At 43.2% G+C, this 16,899-nt stretch carries 14 protein-coding genes; 3 read left to right on the top strand and 11 right to left on the bottom strand.

Features of this window, described 5'->3' with window-relative positions:
* Positions 1–34: 34 nt before the first annotated feature.
* The 3 genes from ACPD8L_RS04040 to ACPD8L_RS04030 form a co-directional block, all read right to left on the bottom strand.
* Positions 35–553, bottom strand: a complete 519-nt coding sequence (locus ACPD8L_RS04040) for a RidA family protein (protein ID WP_423942081.1) — start codon at positions 551–553, stop codon at positions 35–37.
* Between the two features lie 230 nt (positions 554–783).
* Positions 784–1,494: a DUF4386 domain-containing protein gene (locus ACPD8L_RS04035; protein ID WP_423942079.1), complete on the bottom strand. Its 711-nt coding sequence runs from the start codon at positions 1,492–1,494 to the stop codon at positions 784–786.
* Positions 1,495–1,711: 217 nt separating this feature from the next.
* On the bottom strand, positions 1,712–3,424 hold the full coding sequence (locus tag ACPD8L_RS04030; RefSeq protein ID WP_423942077.1) for a DUF262 domain-containing protein: 1,713 nt from the start codon (positions 3,422–3,424) through the stop codon (positions 1,712–1,714).
* Positions 3,425–3,795: 371 nt separating this feature from the next.
* On the opposite strand from ACPD8L_RS04030, the gene ACPD8L_RS04025 reads away from it, so the two are divergent.
* Positions 3,796–4,077: a hypothetical protein gene (locus tag ACPD8L_RS04025; RefSeq protein ID WP_129652449.1), complete on the top strand. Its 282-nt coding sequence runs from the start codon at positions 3,796–3,798 to the stop codon at positions 4,075–4,077.
* 165 nt (positions 4,078–4,242) lie between these two features.
* On the opposite strand, the gene ACPD8L_RS04020 is transcribed toward ACPD8L_RS04025, so the two are convergent.
* The 3 genes from ACPD8L_RS04020 to ACPD8L_RS04010 form a co-directional block, all read right to left on the bottom strand.
* Positions 4,243–5,700 carry a Gfo/Idh/MocA family protein gene (locus tag ACPD8L_RS04020; protein WP_423942072.1) on the bottom strand — a complete coding sequence of 486 codons (1,458 nt, stop codon included), beginning with the start codon at positions 5,698–5,700 and terminating at the stop codon, positions 4,243–4,245.
* A gap of 143 nt (positions 5,701–5,843) precedes the next feature.
* Positions 5,844–6,608, bottom strand: coding sequence for a hypothetical protein (locus ACPD8L_RS04015; RefSeq protein WP_423942070.1), 765 nt, complete (start codon positions 6,606–6,608; stop codon positions 5,844–5,846).
* 815 nt (positions 6,609–7,423) lie between these two features.
* The gene (locus ACPD8L_RS04010; protein ID WP_423942971.1) at positions 7,424–9,595 is read right to left on the bottom strand and encodes an endonuclease MutS2; all 2,172 of its coding nucleotides are present in this window, start codon (positions 9,593–9,595) and stop codon (positions 7,424–7,426) included.
* A gap of 252 nt (positions 9,596–9,847) precedes the next feature.
* On the opposite strand from ACPD8L_RS04010, the gene ACPD8L_RS04005 reads away from it, so the two are divergent.
* Entirely contained in the window at positions 9,848–10,513 is a 666-nt protein-coding gene (locus ACPD8L_RS04005) for a uracil-DNA glycosylase (RefSeq protein WP_423942067.1), read from the top strand.
* Positions 10,514–10,591: 78 nt separating this feature from the next.
* On the opposite strand, the gene ACPD8L_RS04000 is transcribed toward ACPD8L_RS04005, so the two are convergent.
* From ACPD8L_RS04000 to ACPD8L_RS03980, 5 genes are all read right to left on the bottom strand, one after another.
* Positions 10,592–11,440: a substrate-binding domain-containing protein gene (locus tag ACPD8L_RS04000; protein ID WP_423942065.1), complete on the bottom strand. Its 849-nt coding sequence runs from the start codon at positions 11,438–11,440 to the stop codon at positions 10,592–10,594.
* A 67-nt stretch (positions 11,441–11,507) separates the two neighbouring features.
* On the bottom strand, positions 11,508–12,392 hold the full coding sequence (locus ACPD8L_RS03995) for a nucleoside phosphorylase (protein WP_423942062.1): 885 nt from the start codon (positions 12,390–12,392) through the stop codon (positions 11,508–11,510).
* Between the two features lies 1 nt (position 12,393).
* The gene (locus ACPD8L_RS03990; RefSeq protein WP_293300716.1) at positions 12,394–13,326 is read right to left on the bottom strand and encodes a DUF1835 domain-containing protein; all 933 of its coding nucleotides are present in this window, start codon (positions 13,324–13,326) and stop codon (positions 12,394–12,396) included.
* Positions 13,327–13,469: 143 nt separating this feature from the next.
* Complete coding sequence (locus tag ACPD8L_RS03985) at positions 13,470–13,799, bottom strand: translation initiation factor (protein WP_116217716.1); 330 nt, start codon at positions 13,797–13,799, stop codon at positions 13,470–13,472.
* A 3-nt stretch (positions 13,800–13,802) separates the two neighbouring features.
* A complete protein-coding gene (locus ACPD8L_RS03980) occupies positions 13,803–14,753 on the bottom strand; it encodes an isopenicillin N synthase family dioxygenase (RefSeq protein WP_116217715.1) in 951 nt (316 codons plus the stop codon).
* A 110-nt stretch (positions 14,754–14,863) separates the two neighbouring features.
* Here ACPD8L_RS03980 and ACPD8L_RS03975 point away from each other — a divergent pair, with 110 nt between their 5' ends.
* The gene (locus ACPD8L_RS03975; protein ID WP_423942058.1) at positions 14,864–16,840 is read left to right on the top strand and encodes an alpha-ketoacid dehydrogenase subunit alpha/beta; all 1,977 of its coding nucleotides are present in this window, start codon (positions 14,864–14,866) and stop codon (positions 16,838–16,840) included.
* Positions 16,841–16,899: the final 59 nt, after the last annotated feature.

Here is a 16,899-nt window from a genome sequence, read left to right as displayed (position 1 = left end):
TATTCACTTTGGTCATTGCCATGGAATCGTACTTCTATTCCGGTTTATGTACTTCAAGTTCGATTTCCACCATAAACTCTGGTAATGCCAATCCCTTGACTTCAAGCCAAGAGCCAGTTGGAAATCCGTTTTTATAAATTTCAGCCCGATATGCTGATTTTTCCAGCATTTGTGCCATATCAGTTGTAAAAATATCTTCTTTTACCACATCGTCAAATGTGCAACCAAAGTGTTTTAATATTTTGTCCAAATCGGCATAACAGTTTTTCATCTGTTGTTCCAGATCGCCAATTGCCGTTGGATTTCCTTCATCGTCCATACTTACAGCTCCGGATATTTTAATATCATTTCCAATTTTTACGGCGTGGGAATATCCGTAGGCCTTTTCCACTTCAGGTCGCAAAAGGAAATATTCAGGTTTTTCGGGTTCAGCCAAAACTTCCTTTTCAATTTCTTTGGTTTTTTCCTGGTGTTTTTGTTCACAACTTTGGCATATAACAGCCCATACTAAAAGTGCAGTGAGCAAGGTCAGTCGGTTGGTTGATTTTTTCATAATTCAGATGGTTTGGGCCTACTTTGGTCGGTTTTCGGCTATACCGGTCACCATTGGGTATCGTTTTGAGCGTATGGCATAACGATTTGCAAACCCGTTGGTTACGGTGTTTAAGGTAGTGATTTTTGGTCAAGGAGCTGCGTGGGTAGTTTGGGGAAGACTTCATGCTACCCTAAGGAAAGCGAACGGGCAGGTAAGAACGGTGCCATTACGTATAGCCACTGTTAATTTTACTCATTGATAGGTCTTATTCCAAAAATCAGTAAATAACCTATCATCCAAAATTCTCCAATGGTTGCGGGTAGAATAAGAAATCTATTAAAGCTAAAATCAATTCCTGCGTAGCGGATAACGGTGCTAATTAGATAGCCAATACCACCTAAAACAATAACTCTTCCTAACCAGACAGGCATTCTTTTAGATTTGATGACTATATATCCCATAGGAAATAGCCAAAGTCCAAAGAAAAGACCACCAATACCCCAAGCATTTGAAATTATATTTTGAAAAACCTGAATTAGTAAAACTTTGTCTGCCATAGCGCCTATATCAGAATTGGCAACACCTATGGCAGAGGCGATTGAAATTGCACTTATCATAATGGCTAAAGCATTCACCATTCCCCATATACCTAGAGTCCAAGCTTCCCATTCATAATTGTCTTTAAATAATCTATAAAACCAAACTGCGGTAAGTGCTTGTGATATTACTATGGCAAACTCTAATAACAACCTAATTCTTGCAGTAGATTTTAGTTCCACTAAATTCGTTAGCGTTTGTTCAGGATTACCAGATACAAATATTTCAGAATGAAAAATCATAAACCCTAAAATCCCCGAAATGGCCATCAATAAATACCATACACCTGTTATTCTTGCAGTTTTAATCGATTGCTTCTGTTCTTTATGTAAACCCATAGAATATTTGCTATTCGTGTTCATAATAAATTTGACGATGTAACAGGATTATTGTTACAGTTTTGCTCTAATGGCATACAACGGTCTCGGCTATGAGTAGTTGCGTGGTTTAGCACTTAACTTTGTAAGTACACACCAAACTGAAAATCCGCAAGGATTTTCAGAAGCCTGTCCTGAGCGAAGCCGAAGGGTAGGCGAGAACGGTGCCATTATTTATAGCTATTGTTGTTGCCAGTCGAGCTTAAAATCTGAAAACTTTGTCGAATAATCTTTCAGCAATCTTTTCTGTTCTCTCGATTATATTGGACTCATTCCAGTCAGTCGCATTTTTAATTTCATCATCAAGAAACACATTAGATCTTAAGTATATTGGATGTTTGATAGCGTAAGGCTTGTTGCCAAGTTTCCCGTTCAAACTCTCATCTATTAATAGTAGATTTCCTATTGCCCCAACATCCTCAATATCTATAGGTTTTGAAGTGTCTTTTTCCGCATGAATGTGCTCTATAGTCATTAAGTCATAGTCGATCGACGTGCCGGTCTTTGCTTTTTGAGAATAGTAATAGTCGTATTTTGTAAGAATGTATTTGACTAACGCCTTTTCTTTTGTGTAAACCGAACTATATTCGATTTCTAAAAAGTTTGCAATAAACTCATCTTTGGATGGCAATTTCTCACGTAGTTTTTGTTTTAGCTCATCCAAAGCTTTGGTCTTATCGTTTGGGGTCGCTTGATCTAGTTGTCTCGCATGGTAAGCGTACATGAATGAAATTCCTCCAGAAGATCTTTGTGAAGTCACTGCAGTAAAAATAAAGTGAAAACACTCTATGGCGTTTACTATGTCCTTAACTCTTCTGAGTTTTAAACCACCATTTTCATATTCACGCATTACAGAAAGTAGCATGGGTATTTGTTGCTTCACCCTAAACACAATTAATGCTTCCAAGGATTTCTTTAATTCAAATTCTTCTTTTCTCCATTCTCTGTATGTTGGATCTAGTGTCTCTCGGTAAATACGTGTCTCGTTTAAGATATCGTTGAGGAAATCTTTAGCATTTTTTTTATTGACAATTTGTTTTATTGACTTAAAAAGCTTTTTCTGTGTGGTATACTCATATTTTGAAAGCCAAAAGTGATGCAGGAAACTATCCATGTTTAAATCTGCATTTGAGCCCTCAATTATCGTTCGTGATTCGGTCCATTTATCTTTTGACAAATCAACAGCCTTATTTTTTTTAGGCAACATTTTTGTGAGGTGATTTTTCACTAAATCTGACACTCTTAAATCTTTCCCCCTTGTATTTAATGTCTCGAATATGATATACGCATCATCTTCATTCCCTAACTCTATATATATGACTTTGAGATTTAAAATTTTATCTCGAATTTTTTTTAACGCATCAACTTTTTCTGCTTGCTTTTCTTTGACTGAAAGTGTAGTGCTATTTTCAATTGACTCCAATTCTTTTAGCACCAATGATGTCAATAAATCAAATCCCTTTTTGATATGTTCCTCCTCCTTTTTTTCGGGAACATCAGTAACATCAGAAACATCAAATTTTTGAATATTTTCATGGAAATAGGGATAACTACTCTCTGTTTGAAGTACATAATTTAAATCATCATCTAAATCTTTTCTTTCAATCATTCCTTGCGTGCCTTTGGCAAGACTATCCTCACCAATACTCTTAAAAGCCTCTCTAATTGCTCCTAGAAGCATTGTAATGGTCGTCAAGCGTTGTTGCCCATCAACCACACCATAAGTGTCATCGGATATTTCATATACAACCATTGATCCAATGAAATAATCACCAGTACTTTCTCTGATTGAGTCATTCCAAAAATCTTCGATATGCTCCTTCTCCCAGGAATAGGGTCTTTGAAATCTAGGGATTTTATAGTAACTAGATTTTAGAACAGTCCTTATAGTTTTATCTATACTTGATATATTCATATTTTCTTTAATTGACTACAACTTGCTTGTATAAGCATACAATACATCTATATACCCCCAATATAGGCATAAAACCGATGAAATAGATCATCCTTATATTTTTGCCCAACCAAGGTTGGAGCTATTAATTTCACCCATTCTTGGCTTACTGCCAACCCTTTAACCCGTACAATTTCAAAGAGTTATCAACCACATTGCATTTAAAGTGTATATTTGCCTTGCTACACTTATCGAAATTAAGATGCCCTCTTCAACCTCATTGAATCAAGATTGGGCAGGCAAATGGGTGCAAGTCCCTAGACCTTCAAGGCATCGCTTTGATGAGTGTAGCTGTGACCTGTCCTCTTTGTTCAATTTTTAAATCTTTTGTTATGCTACACTCAAAAGGTCAAAAAAACTGTTCCTGTTGCACGCAGGGCGGTGCCGAAGATGAGGTGAAAATCACCCCCAAAATTTCCAAAATGCTCAGTCCCGCGCAGGTACAACTGCTGGACTACACCCATTATCTGGATGCCCCGGATTTGGTCAAGGCCCTAAAATTGGTACATGATGTTACCATCTACCATTCCCATGAACTCTTGGACGAGGCCGAGAAAGACGCCCTATTCAGTGTAAAAGGGCTTTGGGAGTGCATTGAGCGCATCAAGGAGTAAGATCTAGGAATCAGGAGTTAGGAAATAGGGGTTGGGAATTAGGAGTTAGGTGGTGGGGTGGAGAAAGAAAAGAGCCGCAAAATATCCCTGAAATCTGATATCAGAACTCAGACGTCAGATATCGGATATTTATTTTGCGGCACTTTGGTATAGTGTGTTGCCGGGTTACATTTCCCAACCCTCACGGTAGGTGCGGGTAACAAACTGGTTGGCATCCTCAAAGTTGGTCACCTTCATGTTGTCCCCGTCCCACAGTAACTTCTTACGACCGTAGAACTCCATGTTGCCATCGCCGTTGGGGCGTTGCAGCATATAACTTCGGATGGCCAGGTTGCCCATGAGTACGGTCTCGGTCATGGGACCGGCATACTCAAAGGAAGAGGTTAGGCCCATATGCTCGGGACTTCCGTATCCTGCTTTGCAGGCATCCACCCATTTGCGTTGGTGGCCGTATTCAGGTTCCGGCATGTCTTCCACTTCCGGACCAAATTCGGTGGTACCATCATTCAGGTACAGTTTGGGCGTCAATGGCGAACTGTCGTTGATGTTCGTGGAAATGACCCCGTTCTCGCCGTGGATCAACACGCCGTTTTGGCTTCCCGGACCTCCAATATCGCTATCGGCAGGGATGATCTCGGGGTGGGAGGGGCGTATGCCCCCATCGCTCCAGGTCATGATCAAAGGTGCCCCTGTTTTTTCGGTGGCATCATAGTTCAAGGTGATGAACGAGGTGGCCGGACATCCTTCTGGGTGGTAATCGGGGTTCCACATTTGGGAGAACACCGTGCCCACGCTACATTCGGCGGCAGTGGGGTAGCCCAGTTTCAAGGTTCTGTAGGGGATATCCACCAAGTGGCAACCTACATCGCCCAAGGCACCGGTTCCGTAATCCCACCATCCACGCCAGTTAAAGGGGTGAAGGTTGGGGGTATAGGGTTTCAACGGGGCTGGGCCTAACCAGAGGTTCCAATCCAAATCGCTGGGTTTGCTAGAAGGGTCTGGCTCGGGCATGGCATAGCCTTGTGGCCATACGGGCCTATTGGTCCAGATTTCTACCTTGGTGATCTTGCCCAGTTTTCCAGAATCCACCCATTGTTGCACCATGCCCAATAAAGGGTTGGAGCCACCTTGGTTCCCCATCTGTGTCACCACTTGCTTGTCACGCGCCATTTGCGTCAACATACGGGCTTCGCGAATATTGTGGGTCATGGGTTTTTGTACGTATACGTGCTTTCCGAGTCCCATGGCATAGGCCGCTGCGGGGCCGTGCACGTGGTCCGGGGTACTGATGGTAACGGCATCGATGCCCTTTACCTTATCCAGCATTTCACGATAATCATTGAAAAGCTTTGCTTTGGGGAATTTTTTCACCGTGTTCTTGGCCGATCCGGAAAAATCCACATCGCAAAGGGCCACCACCCGCTCACGGCCATTGACCGATGCATTGCTGATATCACTGGCACCTTTACCGCCCGAACCGATGGCCGCCAAATGGAGGCGATCACTGGGGGCCAAATATCCGGGGCCGCCCAGAACGTGGCGTGGAACGATAAAAATACTGGAAGCCAGTGCGGTACTTTTGATAAAACTCCGTCTGCTGGAGGGGGATGGTTTTTCTTTCATTGCTTGTTAAGGTTTGTTGAGATTAATTTTCCCCAACAAGATAGAAAAAATAGTGTTGGGAATGGTTTGGTTTTTTGTGATGTTGATTTTGGGCCAACAGAAAATAGTGGGTTCCGTTGATGGCTTAATCAAATTGAACTGGCTTATTTTTTCACTTTCGGAGGGCGTGGTTTAAGAAATTGCTGTTGCTGCAGCTGTTGTTGGGGTCTTTGCGGCATCTGCTGTTGCTGCTGTTGTTGCTGTTGTTGCTGTTGTTGCTGTTGCTGCTGTTGCTGCTGTTGCTGTTGTTGTTGTTGTTGTTGTTGTTGTTGTTGCCCTGACCTATATTGATATTCTTCAACTTTAATAAAATTCGGATGCTCAATTGGAGAATCAATTTGGTGTATTTCGGTCAATGTCCATCCCAAACCTTGCCTTTTTTTCATGGTATTTGCAATAAAGCCATATAGTTCGATCACATTAATGGAATTTGGGATGATAAAATCTGCATGTAGCGAATCTGATTCACCCGGTTCAATCTCAAATGGACCTTTATCCCAGTCCCATTTACGGTCGGCAATCAATGGCCATTCGACCTCGGTTCTATGCTGCTCCACGGGATCATAGCCTAAATTTATCCAGTATGTTACATCATCGGGAAAAGGGGAAACCTGTCGGAGTCGAACCTCTGCGTTACCTGACCTAAACACTACTGATCCAACATTGTCAATCTTCAGTTCAACATGTATCAGTGTCCAATGATTGAAGGTGCGGACATGGGTAATGGCCGGTACAATGTTTACTTTAGGCAATGCTAAACGTTGTCTAACAAACAACAAATAAGTCCATAGCCCCGCTATGATTATAGCTAGACCTTCAATGAGAATTTTTAAAATTTCCAAAACTTCTTTTAGCTCTTTCCAGTCCATTCAATCGAGTGTGGTTAAAGTAAATAATAGAGATATTTTAAAAATATTAAATACAGGATTGATTTTCAAACAAACAGGAATGTTTGTGCTAACTGTTATCATTTCGAGTGAGTCCCGAAGCCTTCCGGGACGACATTCGTCATTTCGATATGAGGCACTTAGTGCCGATTGAGAAATCTTTTAAGTTAGATTGGATTTCTCACGCTCGCATAGCTCGGTTCGAAATGACAAATGAACTGGTGTAACTGGTTCTTTGACTCTCTGGCCGCTCAGCAGCAATGTTATGATAAAGGTCATTTAGAGTGAGTCCCGAAGCCTTCCGGAACGACATTCGTCATTTCGATATGAGGCACTTAGTGCCGATTGAGAAATCTTTTAAGTTAGATTGGATTTCTCACGCTCGCATAGCTCGGTTCGAAATGACAAATGAACTGGTGTAACTGGTGCTTCGACTCTCTGGCCGCTCAGCAGCAATGTTATGATAAAGGTCATTTAGAGTGAGTCCCGAAGCCTTCCGGAACGACATTCGTCATTTCGATATGAGGCACTTAGTGCCGATTGAGAAATCTTTTAAGTTAGATTGGATTTCTCACGCTCGCATAGCTCGGTTCGAAATGACAAATGAATTGGTGTAACTGGTGCTTCGACTCTCTGGCCGTCCGGAAGGCGGGCGCTAACCAGTCACAGAAAAGGAGAAAATTACTTAACGAGGATGTATTGTCATTCCGCACTAGATGCGGAATCAAAATGAGGAAACAGTAGTGGATCCCTGCTTTTTTATCCCGTTGAAGTACGGGGCGCAGGAATGACATTGGTTATTTTTTGGCTTCCACCAAATCCAATTGGTCCACACTCACGTTGGTGGTGAACATGCCGTAATTCACAATGGCCTTGCCTTTTTCCAAGGCGTCTATACTGCCCACGGCCTTACCGTCCATCATGCGTACACGGTCGCCCACCTTAAAAACAGGTCTGGGTTTGTTCTTTTCGGCCTGGATCTCCTTTTTCTTTTTGATTTTCTTTTCTACCCTGACCTTCTTGATCTTTTGTTCCAACTCTTGGGCCACCTGTTGCTGCTGTTGCTTTTTCTCCTTGGCCTTTTTGGCGGTGGTTTTCTTGCGCTTGCTGTTTTCGGTCTCCACAATGCGGAGCATTTCGGATATCAAAGGACGTTTTTTGTTATCCAAGAAGTATTTCTCGGCCGCCGTGTTGATCTTGTTACCCAATTGGATCATCCGTTGGTTGTGGTCGTACAGTTCCTGATAGTTCTCCAATTTGGATTTGATTCGGGAATTCAGTTCTTCCAAACGGCTGGCCTCTTCACGGGCTTTGCTTTCCTCTTCCTTGAGTTTGGAGCCGGTCTGTACCATTTTGCTGCGCTCTTTCTGAAGCTTGGCGATTGTGGCATCAAAACGGACCTTGCTGCGTTCTATCTTTTTCTTGGCCTTGTTGATCAAAGAGTAGGGAATGCCGTTCTTTTGGGCCACCTCAAAGGTGAAGGAGCTACCTGCTTCGCCCAATACCAATTGAAAGGTGGGTTCCAAGGTTTTGGAGTTGAAACGCATGTTGGCATTGGTGGTATGCGGCAATTCATTGGCCAAGGCCTTTAAATTGGCGTAGTGGGTGGTAATGACCCCGTAAGCCTCACGCTCGTAGAACACTTCCAGAAATGCTTCCGCCAATGCACCTCCCAATTCGGGATCACTTCCTGTTCCAAACTCATCGATCAAGAACAAAGTGCGGTCGTTGCACTTCTTTAGGAAGTGGTTCATGTTCTTGAGTCGATAACTATATGTACTTAAATGATTTTCAATGGATTGGTTGTCTCCGATATCCGTTAAAATCTTATCAAAAAGACATACTTTGCTACGTTCATGAACTGGAATCAATAGGCCACTTTGCAGCATAGTCTGAAGTAGTCCAATGGTCTTTAGGGTGATACTCTTTCCTCCCGCATTGGGTCCAGAAATTACGATAATCCGATTCTCTTTATGCAGTTGAATGGTCTGCGGCCATGTCTTTTCATTCTTCCGTTTGTTGTTCAAGTACAGCAGTGGATGGTAGGCATCCCTGAGAAAAAGCTCCCGTTTCTCGCTGATTTCAGGAAGCAGTGCGTCCATTTCGGATGCGTACTTGGCCTTTGCCGCGGTAATATCGATATCTGTAAGATAGGTCTGATATAGTTTTAAAAGCGGGGCAAAAGGCCTGATGTTGTTGGAGAGTTGATTGAGGATGCGTTGGATCTCCTCCTTCTCTTCAAACTCCAGATTGTTGAGTTCCCGGGTGTGGGCTACGGTGGACTCTGGAATGATGTAAACAATGCTTCCGGTCTTGGAACTGCCCATTACGGTACCCTTTACCTTGCGGCGGTGCATGGCCTTTACCGCCAATACCCTTCGGTTTTCCACAACGGATTCCCGGATGTCGTCCAGGAAATCGGAAGATTGATACCGCACCAATGCGGCCGAGAAACTTTGGTTGATTTTGCCACGCACGCTATTGATTTGCGAACGGATGTGGCGCAACTCTTCGGAAGCGGAATCCTTGATTTCCCCAAACTTGTCTATGACGTGGTCAATGGCGGCCGGAATCTCGGTATTCGGCTCCAAAGCTTCGGACTTTTTAAAAAGTAAAGGGTAATACTCCTTGAATTTCTTGAAAAATTTTTGATGGATGGTAACCGTCTTGCAAATGCTTGAAATTCGCCTGAAACTTGGAATTTCAAGGGTGCTGTTTTCAATATTCAATAAGGACAGTTCACTATTGATGCTGTCAAAACCATGGTTTGGAATCCGGTTGTCATTGGAATAGGAGGCCAAGTACTCCGAAGTCTGCCCCAAAACCTCCAACAACGCTTCTTTGTCATCAATCGGAGCAATTTCCAATGCGGAATCCTTTCCCAATTCGGTATTGCAACGCGAGGAAATCTGTTGCAATACGGTGGGAAACTCTAAATCCTGTAATGTTTTGGGGTGAATGTTCTGCATCTTTTTCAACTGGCGGGGTAAAGATAGGATTTTGGCTTGGGAGGGAAAAAGGGTTTTTGCCGACAACTTGGCCATTTAAAGACATTCTATGCTTACATTTGAAAAAAACAGTGTCTTTTAGGCGCAAATTCTCATACAATGGGCAGGGACAACACCTTGATTTATGTAATAGCAGGTATCATCCTGCTCCATTTTATCGTGGGAATCGGTTATTTGCTCTACAAACTGACCAAGAAAAAATAGCAAGTATTTATGGATGTCAATATTGATCCAAGCTGGAAAGCCCATTTGGAGCAAGAGTTTCAAAAACCCTATTTCCAGCAATTGGTGCAGTTTGTGAAACAAGAATATAACCAGCATACCTGCTATCCCAAAGGCAAGGATATTTTTGCGGCCTTTGACCATTGTCCGTTTCAGGAAACCAAAGTGGTGATCATAGGGCAAGACCCCTATCACGGGCCCAATCAGGCCAATGGGTTGTGTTTTTCGGTAAAAGATGGTATCCCACATCCACCTTCACTAGTCAACATTTTTAAAGAAATCAAGGTGGATGTTGAAAAACCGTATCCTACAAGTGGGAATCTGGAACGATGGGCCGATCAGGGGGTGTTGTTGCTCAACGCCACCCTTACGGTTAGGGCACATCAAGCGGGCAGTCATCAGAATAAAGGCTGGGAGCAGTTCACGGATGCTGTCATCCGTACGGTTTCGGAGCAGTTGGACGGGGTAGTGTTTCTGCTTTGGGGCGGATTCGCCAAAAAGAAAGCAACTTTGATTGATAAGGGAAAACACCATATTTTGACTTCTGGACACCCCTCACCGTTGAGTGCGAATAGGGGATTGTGGTTTGGAAATCAACATTTCAGCACGGCCAATGGCCTACTTTCCCAACTGGGCAGACAACCGATAGATTGGTGATTTAAATATGGAAAAAACACGTTTCATTCGATAAAATTCGAGTAGTTCGTGTCAATCAGGGATTATTAGATTGTTGGACTATCTCCAGAGAAAGTTCTCAACAGGTTTCATTCCATCCACTAAATTAAGGTCAAATAATCTCGATTGAACCTCGTTTAGTGTTTTTTCTGAAACTTGTTCCTTTCCCCAAATGGTCTTGGACAGCCATTCCTGAATATCCTCCAATTTTTGTTCGTATCTGTTGGATAGCGTGCGGTCTATGCTTGGAATTTGTTTGAATTCTGAGGTGTAGGTATTGATTACTTCCAAAATATGGTCCAATATTCCGGAGTTTTCCTCCAGAAAAGCATTGGTTGCCGCCAAAACGAAACATGGCCATGGGGTAGGGCAGTCGCCCAACCATTTAAAGGTGCCCTCATCCACCAAAGGCTTGGTGGTAAAATGCTCCCACATAAAATAAGCTCCCGAGCCGTTGCTCAGGCTTTCCACGGCCCCGTCGAGGTTATTGATGGTTTCAAACTGCAGCTGGGCAGGGTCCCAACCTTGGTTATCGGCATTGACATAGGCCATTAAGTGGCTGCCACTGCCCAAACGGCTAATGGCCGCCTTGTCATCTTTGAGCTCGGATACGGATTGCCTTGGGCTGCCCGCAGCTACATGGATGCCCCAAAGTAGGGGTGAAGAGATGTACTCCATTACAATCTTGCTGGGATTCCCTTGGGAAATGCTCTTGACCATGCCTTCGGTAAGGATGATGGCTAAATCCGTTTCGCCATCTTGTAGCATTTGGGCCATTTTACCCGTTCCTTCGGGAACATCGGTCCAGATTAGTTGTATGCCACGATTTTCAAAAGCACCATCTTCCATGGCCAAGTGCCATGGCAGGTTGAAATGCTCGGGAACTCCAATAATTTTTACCTTTTTCATAAAGAGCAATCTTTAGTGTCCAAAAATACCCATTCCGTTTGGTATGATTTTTATGTTGAACAAAAAATCAAGGGATAAGATGACTTGAAACCAATTTTTCAAGAGTGAACTTGATAAGGTCTTCCACGGTCTTTCCCCCAACTTTTGAAAACTCACCAGTGGCACGGTTTGCAAGAATGGCATTCAAGGAAACGGCACGGTGTCCATGCATTTTGGCCAATCCGTATATGCCTGAAGTCTCCATTTCCAGATTGGTTATCTGCTGATTTTGATAAGTAAATGCGGCAAGGCGTTCATTGAAATCGGAAATCTTGGGGTTAAGTCGGAGGCTTCTTCCTTGTGGGCCGTAAAACCCTGAATTTGTACATGTTATTCCAAATCGTATACGATTTGAAGTGAAAATCCCCTCTAATGTTTTGTCGCAATCAACCGCATAGGGATGAATCTTGTGGCTACTCCATCTCAGAAATTCGTCAAGCTTTTTCTCTAGGTCGATATTGGTGCACTGTCCAGATTCATAAAAATGTAAAAGCCCATCAAGGCCAATGGCACTGGTGCTCTTCAAAAAGGAATCTACAGGAATGTTGGGTTGGATGCTACCCGATGTACCAATCCGTATAAAACTGAGCTGTATTTTATTGGATTTAACTTTTCGTGTTTTAAAATCAATGTTGGCCAGGGCATCCAATTCATTGAAGACAATGTCGATATTGTCGGTACCTATGCCTGTTGAGATTACGGAGATGCGTTTCCCTTTTAGAAATCCGGTATGGGTGTGGAATTCTCTTTTTTGCTTTTTAATTTCAATGGAATCAAAGTGCTTGCTCACGGAAGCTACCCGGTCAGGGTCGCCAACGGTAATAATGGTCGTGGCAATATCCTTTGGAAGAAGATTGAGATGGTAAATGCTGCCATCAGGGTTCAGAATCAGTTCTGAGCTTCCTAAGGACATTTTAGAGTTTTAGAATGCGGTCTGTGGATGTGTTGTATAGGAAGTTATACTTTAAAGAGCCGCCTAAATATAATTGATTATCACGTATTTGCGAATAATAATTAGTTTGATTATCCAAAACTTCCTTGCCTTTTTTGGTAAGTCTTACCGGGTTAAAGGAGCTGAACAGTGGGCGTAATGAAGTAATGATTCGTTCGTATTGTGTGTCACCAAAACCATAATAACCCTGATCGGTCAAAAGAGTTCCCAACAATTCCTTTCTTGATTTAGGCTTTTGGTTAAAGGATGTTTCCAAAATCTTGTTTTCCAATTCGTTGAGTCCATTTTTTATGGATGGGAATCGTTTTAGGTGGGTTTTCAAGGCATCGGCCAGATATTCAAATTGAAAATCGTTGTGGGCAATCAGGTTTTCCAATCGGATAGGATTGTCACTACAGTACAATTGCCAAACATAATCGGCAAATTCAATGTCATCTTGTGTAAGTATGGTTCTGTCCTCGTAGAGTTTTAAAAGCTTTTCGTCGCTCAATTCGTTCAGACCGTACATTTTGTCCGTTTCATCCTCTTTCCCACTGCAAACCAAGGATATCTCGGCATGTCTTCTATGGGTTTTCAGCCAACTTAGAACAGCCAGCATGTTTATCTGGCAGAAGAGGTCGTATTCAAACCAGAGGACAATCTGGTCCTGTTGTTTGTGGTTGCATAGAGACCGGTACTCTTTTAGGGTCTTTTCAACAAACCAAGACTTGGTGACCTTGTAGTTTTTGCTTAAAAAATCGAATCGTGTTTTCCAAAAGGATTCACTGCCTACAGTACAGAGGGTCTTTCCTTCGCAGAGCATTTCGCGCCATGTGATAATGTCTCCTTTTAACTGCAGTGATTGTAATCTTGACGTGAAACCGTCGCCGTTGGTGATGTGCAACAGTGATTTCATTTTCAGTTCAGTTTTCGTTGGTTAGGAAGAATAAAAGTAAGGTTTAAACCAAAAACACAAAAATTTTTTCGTAAAACATTGGTTATCAATGTCGAAATTTAACAGGGTTGAAATGTAAAATACACTTTTCAAAAGGCATGTAATCAGCCTCCTACCCGTTTTACCCTAAAACCATGGTCTTTTAAAAATGCCATGATTTTATCCCGATAATCCCCTTGTATGATGATGGAATCGTTCTTATAGCTCCCGCCAACCCCTAAATAGGTTTTAAGGTCTTTCGTCAATTTTTTAAAATCGGAATCAGCACCATTATATCCATCCAAAATGGTTACCGGTTTTCCTTTTCGTTTTTCGTATTTGCAAATTATGGGGTCATCTTGCAGCCAATACGATGCTGTTTCCTGTTCTGTGCTTTCCACTTCTTCCGGTTCGTGGTCCGGAAAAAGGTTTTTAAGTTGATCCTGTAGGTCCATAAATTATTTTTTCACCAATCCCAGTTCCACAAGCCGTTCATGCAAATATTCTCCTGCGGTTGTATCCTCAAAGGCTTTGGGGTGTTCTTCGTCAATACAATCTTCAAGACAATTGAGCGGCATATCGCTCACGGGGTGCATAAAGAAGGGTATGGAGTATCGTGAAGTGCCCCAGAGTTCCCTGGGTGGGTTCACTACTTGGTGTATGGTTGATTTGAGTTTGTTGTTGGTCAAACGGGAGAGCATATCGCCTACATTGATCATCAACTGGTCAGGGCGTGCAATGGCATCTACCCATTCGCCCTCATGGTTCTGGACCTGCAATCCTTTTCCGTGGGCGCCCATAAGAAGGGTAATCAAATTGATGTCCCCGTGTGCCGCCGCTCGTACCGCATTCTTGGGCTCTTGGGTAATGGGAGGGTAGTGAATAGGACGGAGAATGGAATTCCCATTTTTGATGTAATCGTCAAAATAGGTCTCTTCCAGTCCCAAATGCAGGGCCAAGGCCCGCAACACATATTGGGCGGTCTTCTCCAGCATTTTGTAGGTTTCCTTTCCCACGGCATTGAACTTGGGTAACTCACGGACGGTTACATTGTCTGGGTACTCCGCTTCCAACATTGGATTGTTTTCCACGTATTGTCCAAAATGCCAAAACTCTTTCAAATCACCCTCCTTCTTGCCTTTGGCGTGCTCTTTTCCGAAGGAGGTGTAGCCCCTTTGTCCTCCAATACCCTCAATCTCATAGGTATCCTTTACATTTTGGGGCAATTGGAAAAACTTTTTGATTTCGGCATAGAGCTGGTCTACCAGTTCGTCCGAAAGAAAATGACCGCTCAGGGCCACAAAACCGATATCTTCAAACGCGGCACCGATTTCTTTGACAAACTTTTCTTTTCTAGCTGGATCTCCTGAAACAAAATCCTCCAGGTTCACACTTGGAATTGCGCTCATGTCGTCAATTTTGGATTACATTCAAAAGTAATGATTTCAATGGAACGATTGGGAATTTGATAAAATATGAATGCTTTTTTTCTACTTTTATCAAACACGAATTTTAGGATATGCGATACCATATAGGGGATTTGGACCAACAGAAATTACTGGACTTGTACGCGGCGATGCTAAAGCCCAGGATGATAGAAGAAAAGATGTTGGTGCTGCTTCGGCAGGGGAAGATTTCCAAATGGTTCAGTGGAATTGGTCAAGAGGCTATTTCGGTAGGGGTCACCCATGCCCTGAAGGCTGAGGAGTACATTCTGCCCATGCACAGAAACTTGGGGGTGTTCACTTCCAGAAATATTCCTTTACACCGTCTTTTTGCACAATGGCAAGGAAAACAAAGCGGGTTTACGCAGGGACGGGACCGAAGCTTTCACTTTGGCACTCAAGAATACAAGATTGTGGGGATGATTTCCCATTTGGGCCCTCAATTAGGGGTTGCCAATGGTATTGCCTTGGCCAATATGCTGAAGCGCAACAAACAGGTGACCGCAGTTTTTACTGGTGAAGGAGCCACTAGCGAAGGGGATTTTCACGAAGCGCTCAATGTGGCCTCGGTTTGGAGTCTTCCTGTGCTGTTCTGTATTGAAAATAACGGTTATGGCCTATCCACGCCCACCAACGAGCAGTACAATTGCGAGAATCTGGCAGATAGGGCCAGGGGGTATGGGATGGAATCCCGAATCATTGACGGGAACAACATTCTGGAGGTCTATTCCAAAGTGGATGAGCTCTGCAGGACCATTCGCAAACGTCCCCGCCCCATTCTTCTTGAGTTCAAGACCTTCCGTATGCGAGGGCATGAAGAAGCCAGTGGCACCAAGTATGTTCCGGAAAAGCTGATGAAGAAATGGGCCAAGAAAGACCCTATCGCCAACTACGAATCCTTTTTGTTGGATGAAAACCTGATTGCCAAGGATGAAATAGAGGCCTTGAAGGAACGGATATCGGAAGAAATCAATGAAAATCTGCAAATGGCCTTTGATGAACCTGCTATTTCTTCGACTGAAAGTAAAGAGTTAAGTGAAGTATATCAAGATTTTAAATTTAAGGAAGTTAAAAATAGTAGTGAAATAAATAATATTCGTTTTGTTGATGCCATTTCCGAAGGTTTGGAACAATCCATGTACCGTCATAATGAACTCGTTCTTATGGGGCAGGATATTGCCGATTATGGCGGGGTTTTTAAGATTACCGAAGGATTCACTTCAAAGTTTGGAAAGAGCCGTGTGCGCAATACACCCATTTGTGAGTCGGTGATTGTATCTGCGGCGATGGGACTTTCCATCAATGGTATGAAGGCCGTGGTGGAAATGCAGTTCGCTGATTTTGTGAGCAGTGGATTCAATCCCATAGTGAACTATTTGGCCAAAGTGCATTATCGGTGGAATGAAAAAGCCGATGTGGTCATTAGAATGCCCTGTGGTGGTGGGGTTGGGGCCGGGCCGTTCCATTCCCAGACCAATGAGGCCTGGTTTACCAAGGTGCCCGGGCTCAAGGTGGTGTATCCTGCTTTCCCGTATGATGCCAAAGGATTGTTGAATACCGCCATCAATGATCCCAATCCTGTGTTGTTCTTTGAGCACAAAGGATTGTACAGGAGTGTTTATGGTGATGTGCCATCGGATTATTACACTTTGCCCTTGGGAAAGGCCAGTTTGGTGAAGGAGGGAGAAGCGGTTTCCATAGTGAGCTACGGCGCCGGGGTGCATTGGGCTCTGGAAGTATTGGAAAAATACCCGGAAATTGAAGCAGATCTCTTAGATTTGTGTACGCTACAACCTCTTGATGCTGATGCTGTCTATACTTCGGTAAGGAAGACAGGAAAGCTCATCATTTTGCAAGAAGATACGTTATTTGGCGGTATTGCGAGTGACATCTCTGCAATGGTCATGGAAAATTGTTTCGAACATTTGGACGCGCCCGTAAGAAGGGTGGGGAGTTTGGAAACACCGGTACCATTCGCTAAGGAATTGGAGGAGAATTACCTGCCCAAGAAAAGATTTGAAACAGCATTATTGGAGCTGTACAAGTATTGAATTACTGACGCATTAACAATTTTTTAATACCCCAAGAGGACATTTTAGGTGTCTCACTC

The sequence above is a fragment of the Flagellimonas algicida genome, assembly GCF_049629585.1.
In the GTDB taxonomy this organism is placed as follows: domain Bacteria; phylum Bacteroidota; class Bacteroidia; order Flavobacteriales; family Flavobacteriaceae; genus Flagellimonas.
This window is presented reverse-complemented; position numbering and strand designations above follow the sequence as displayed.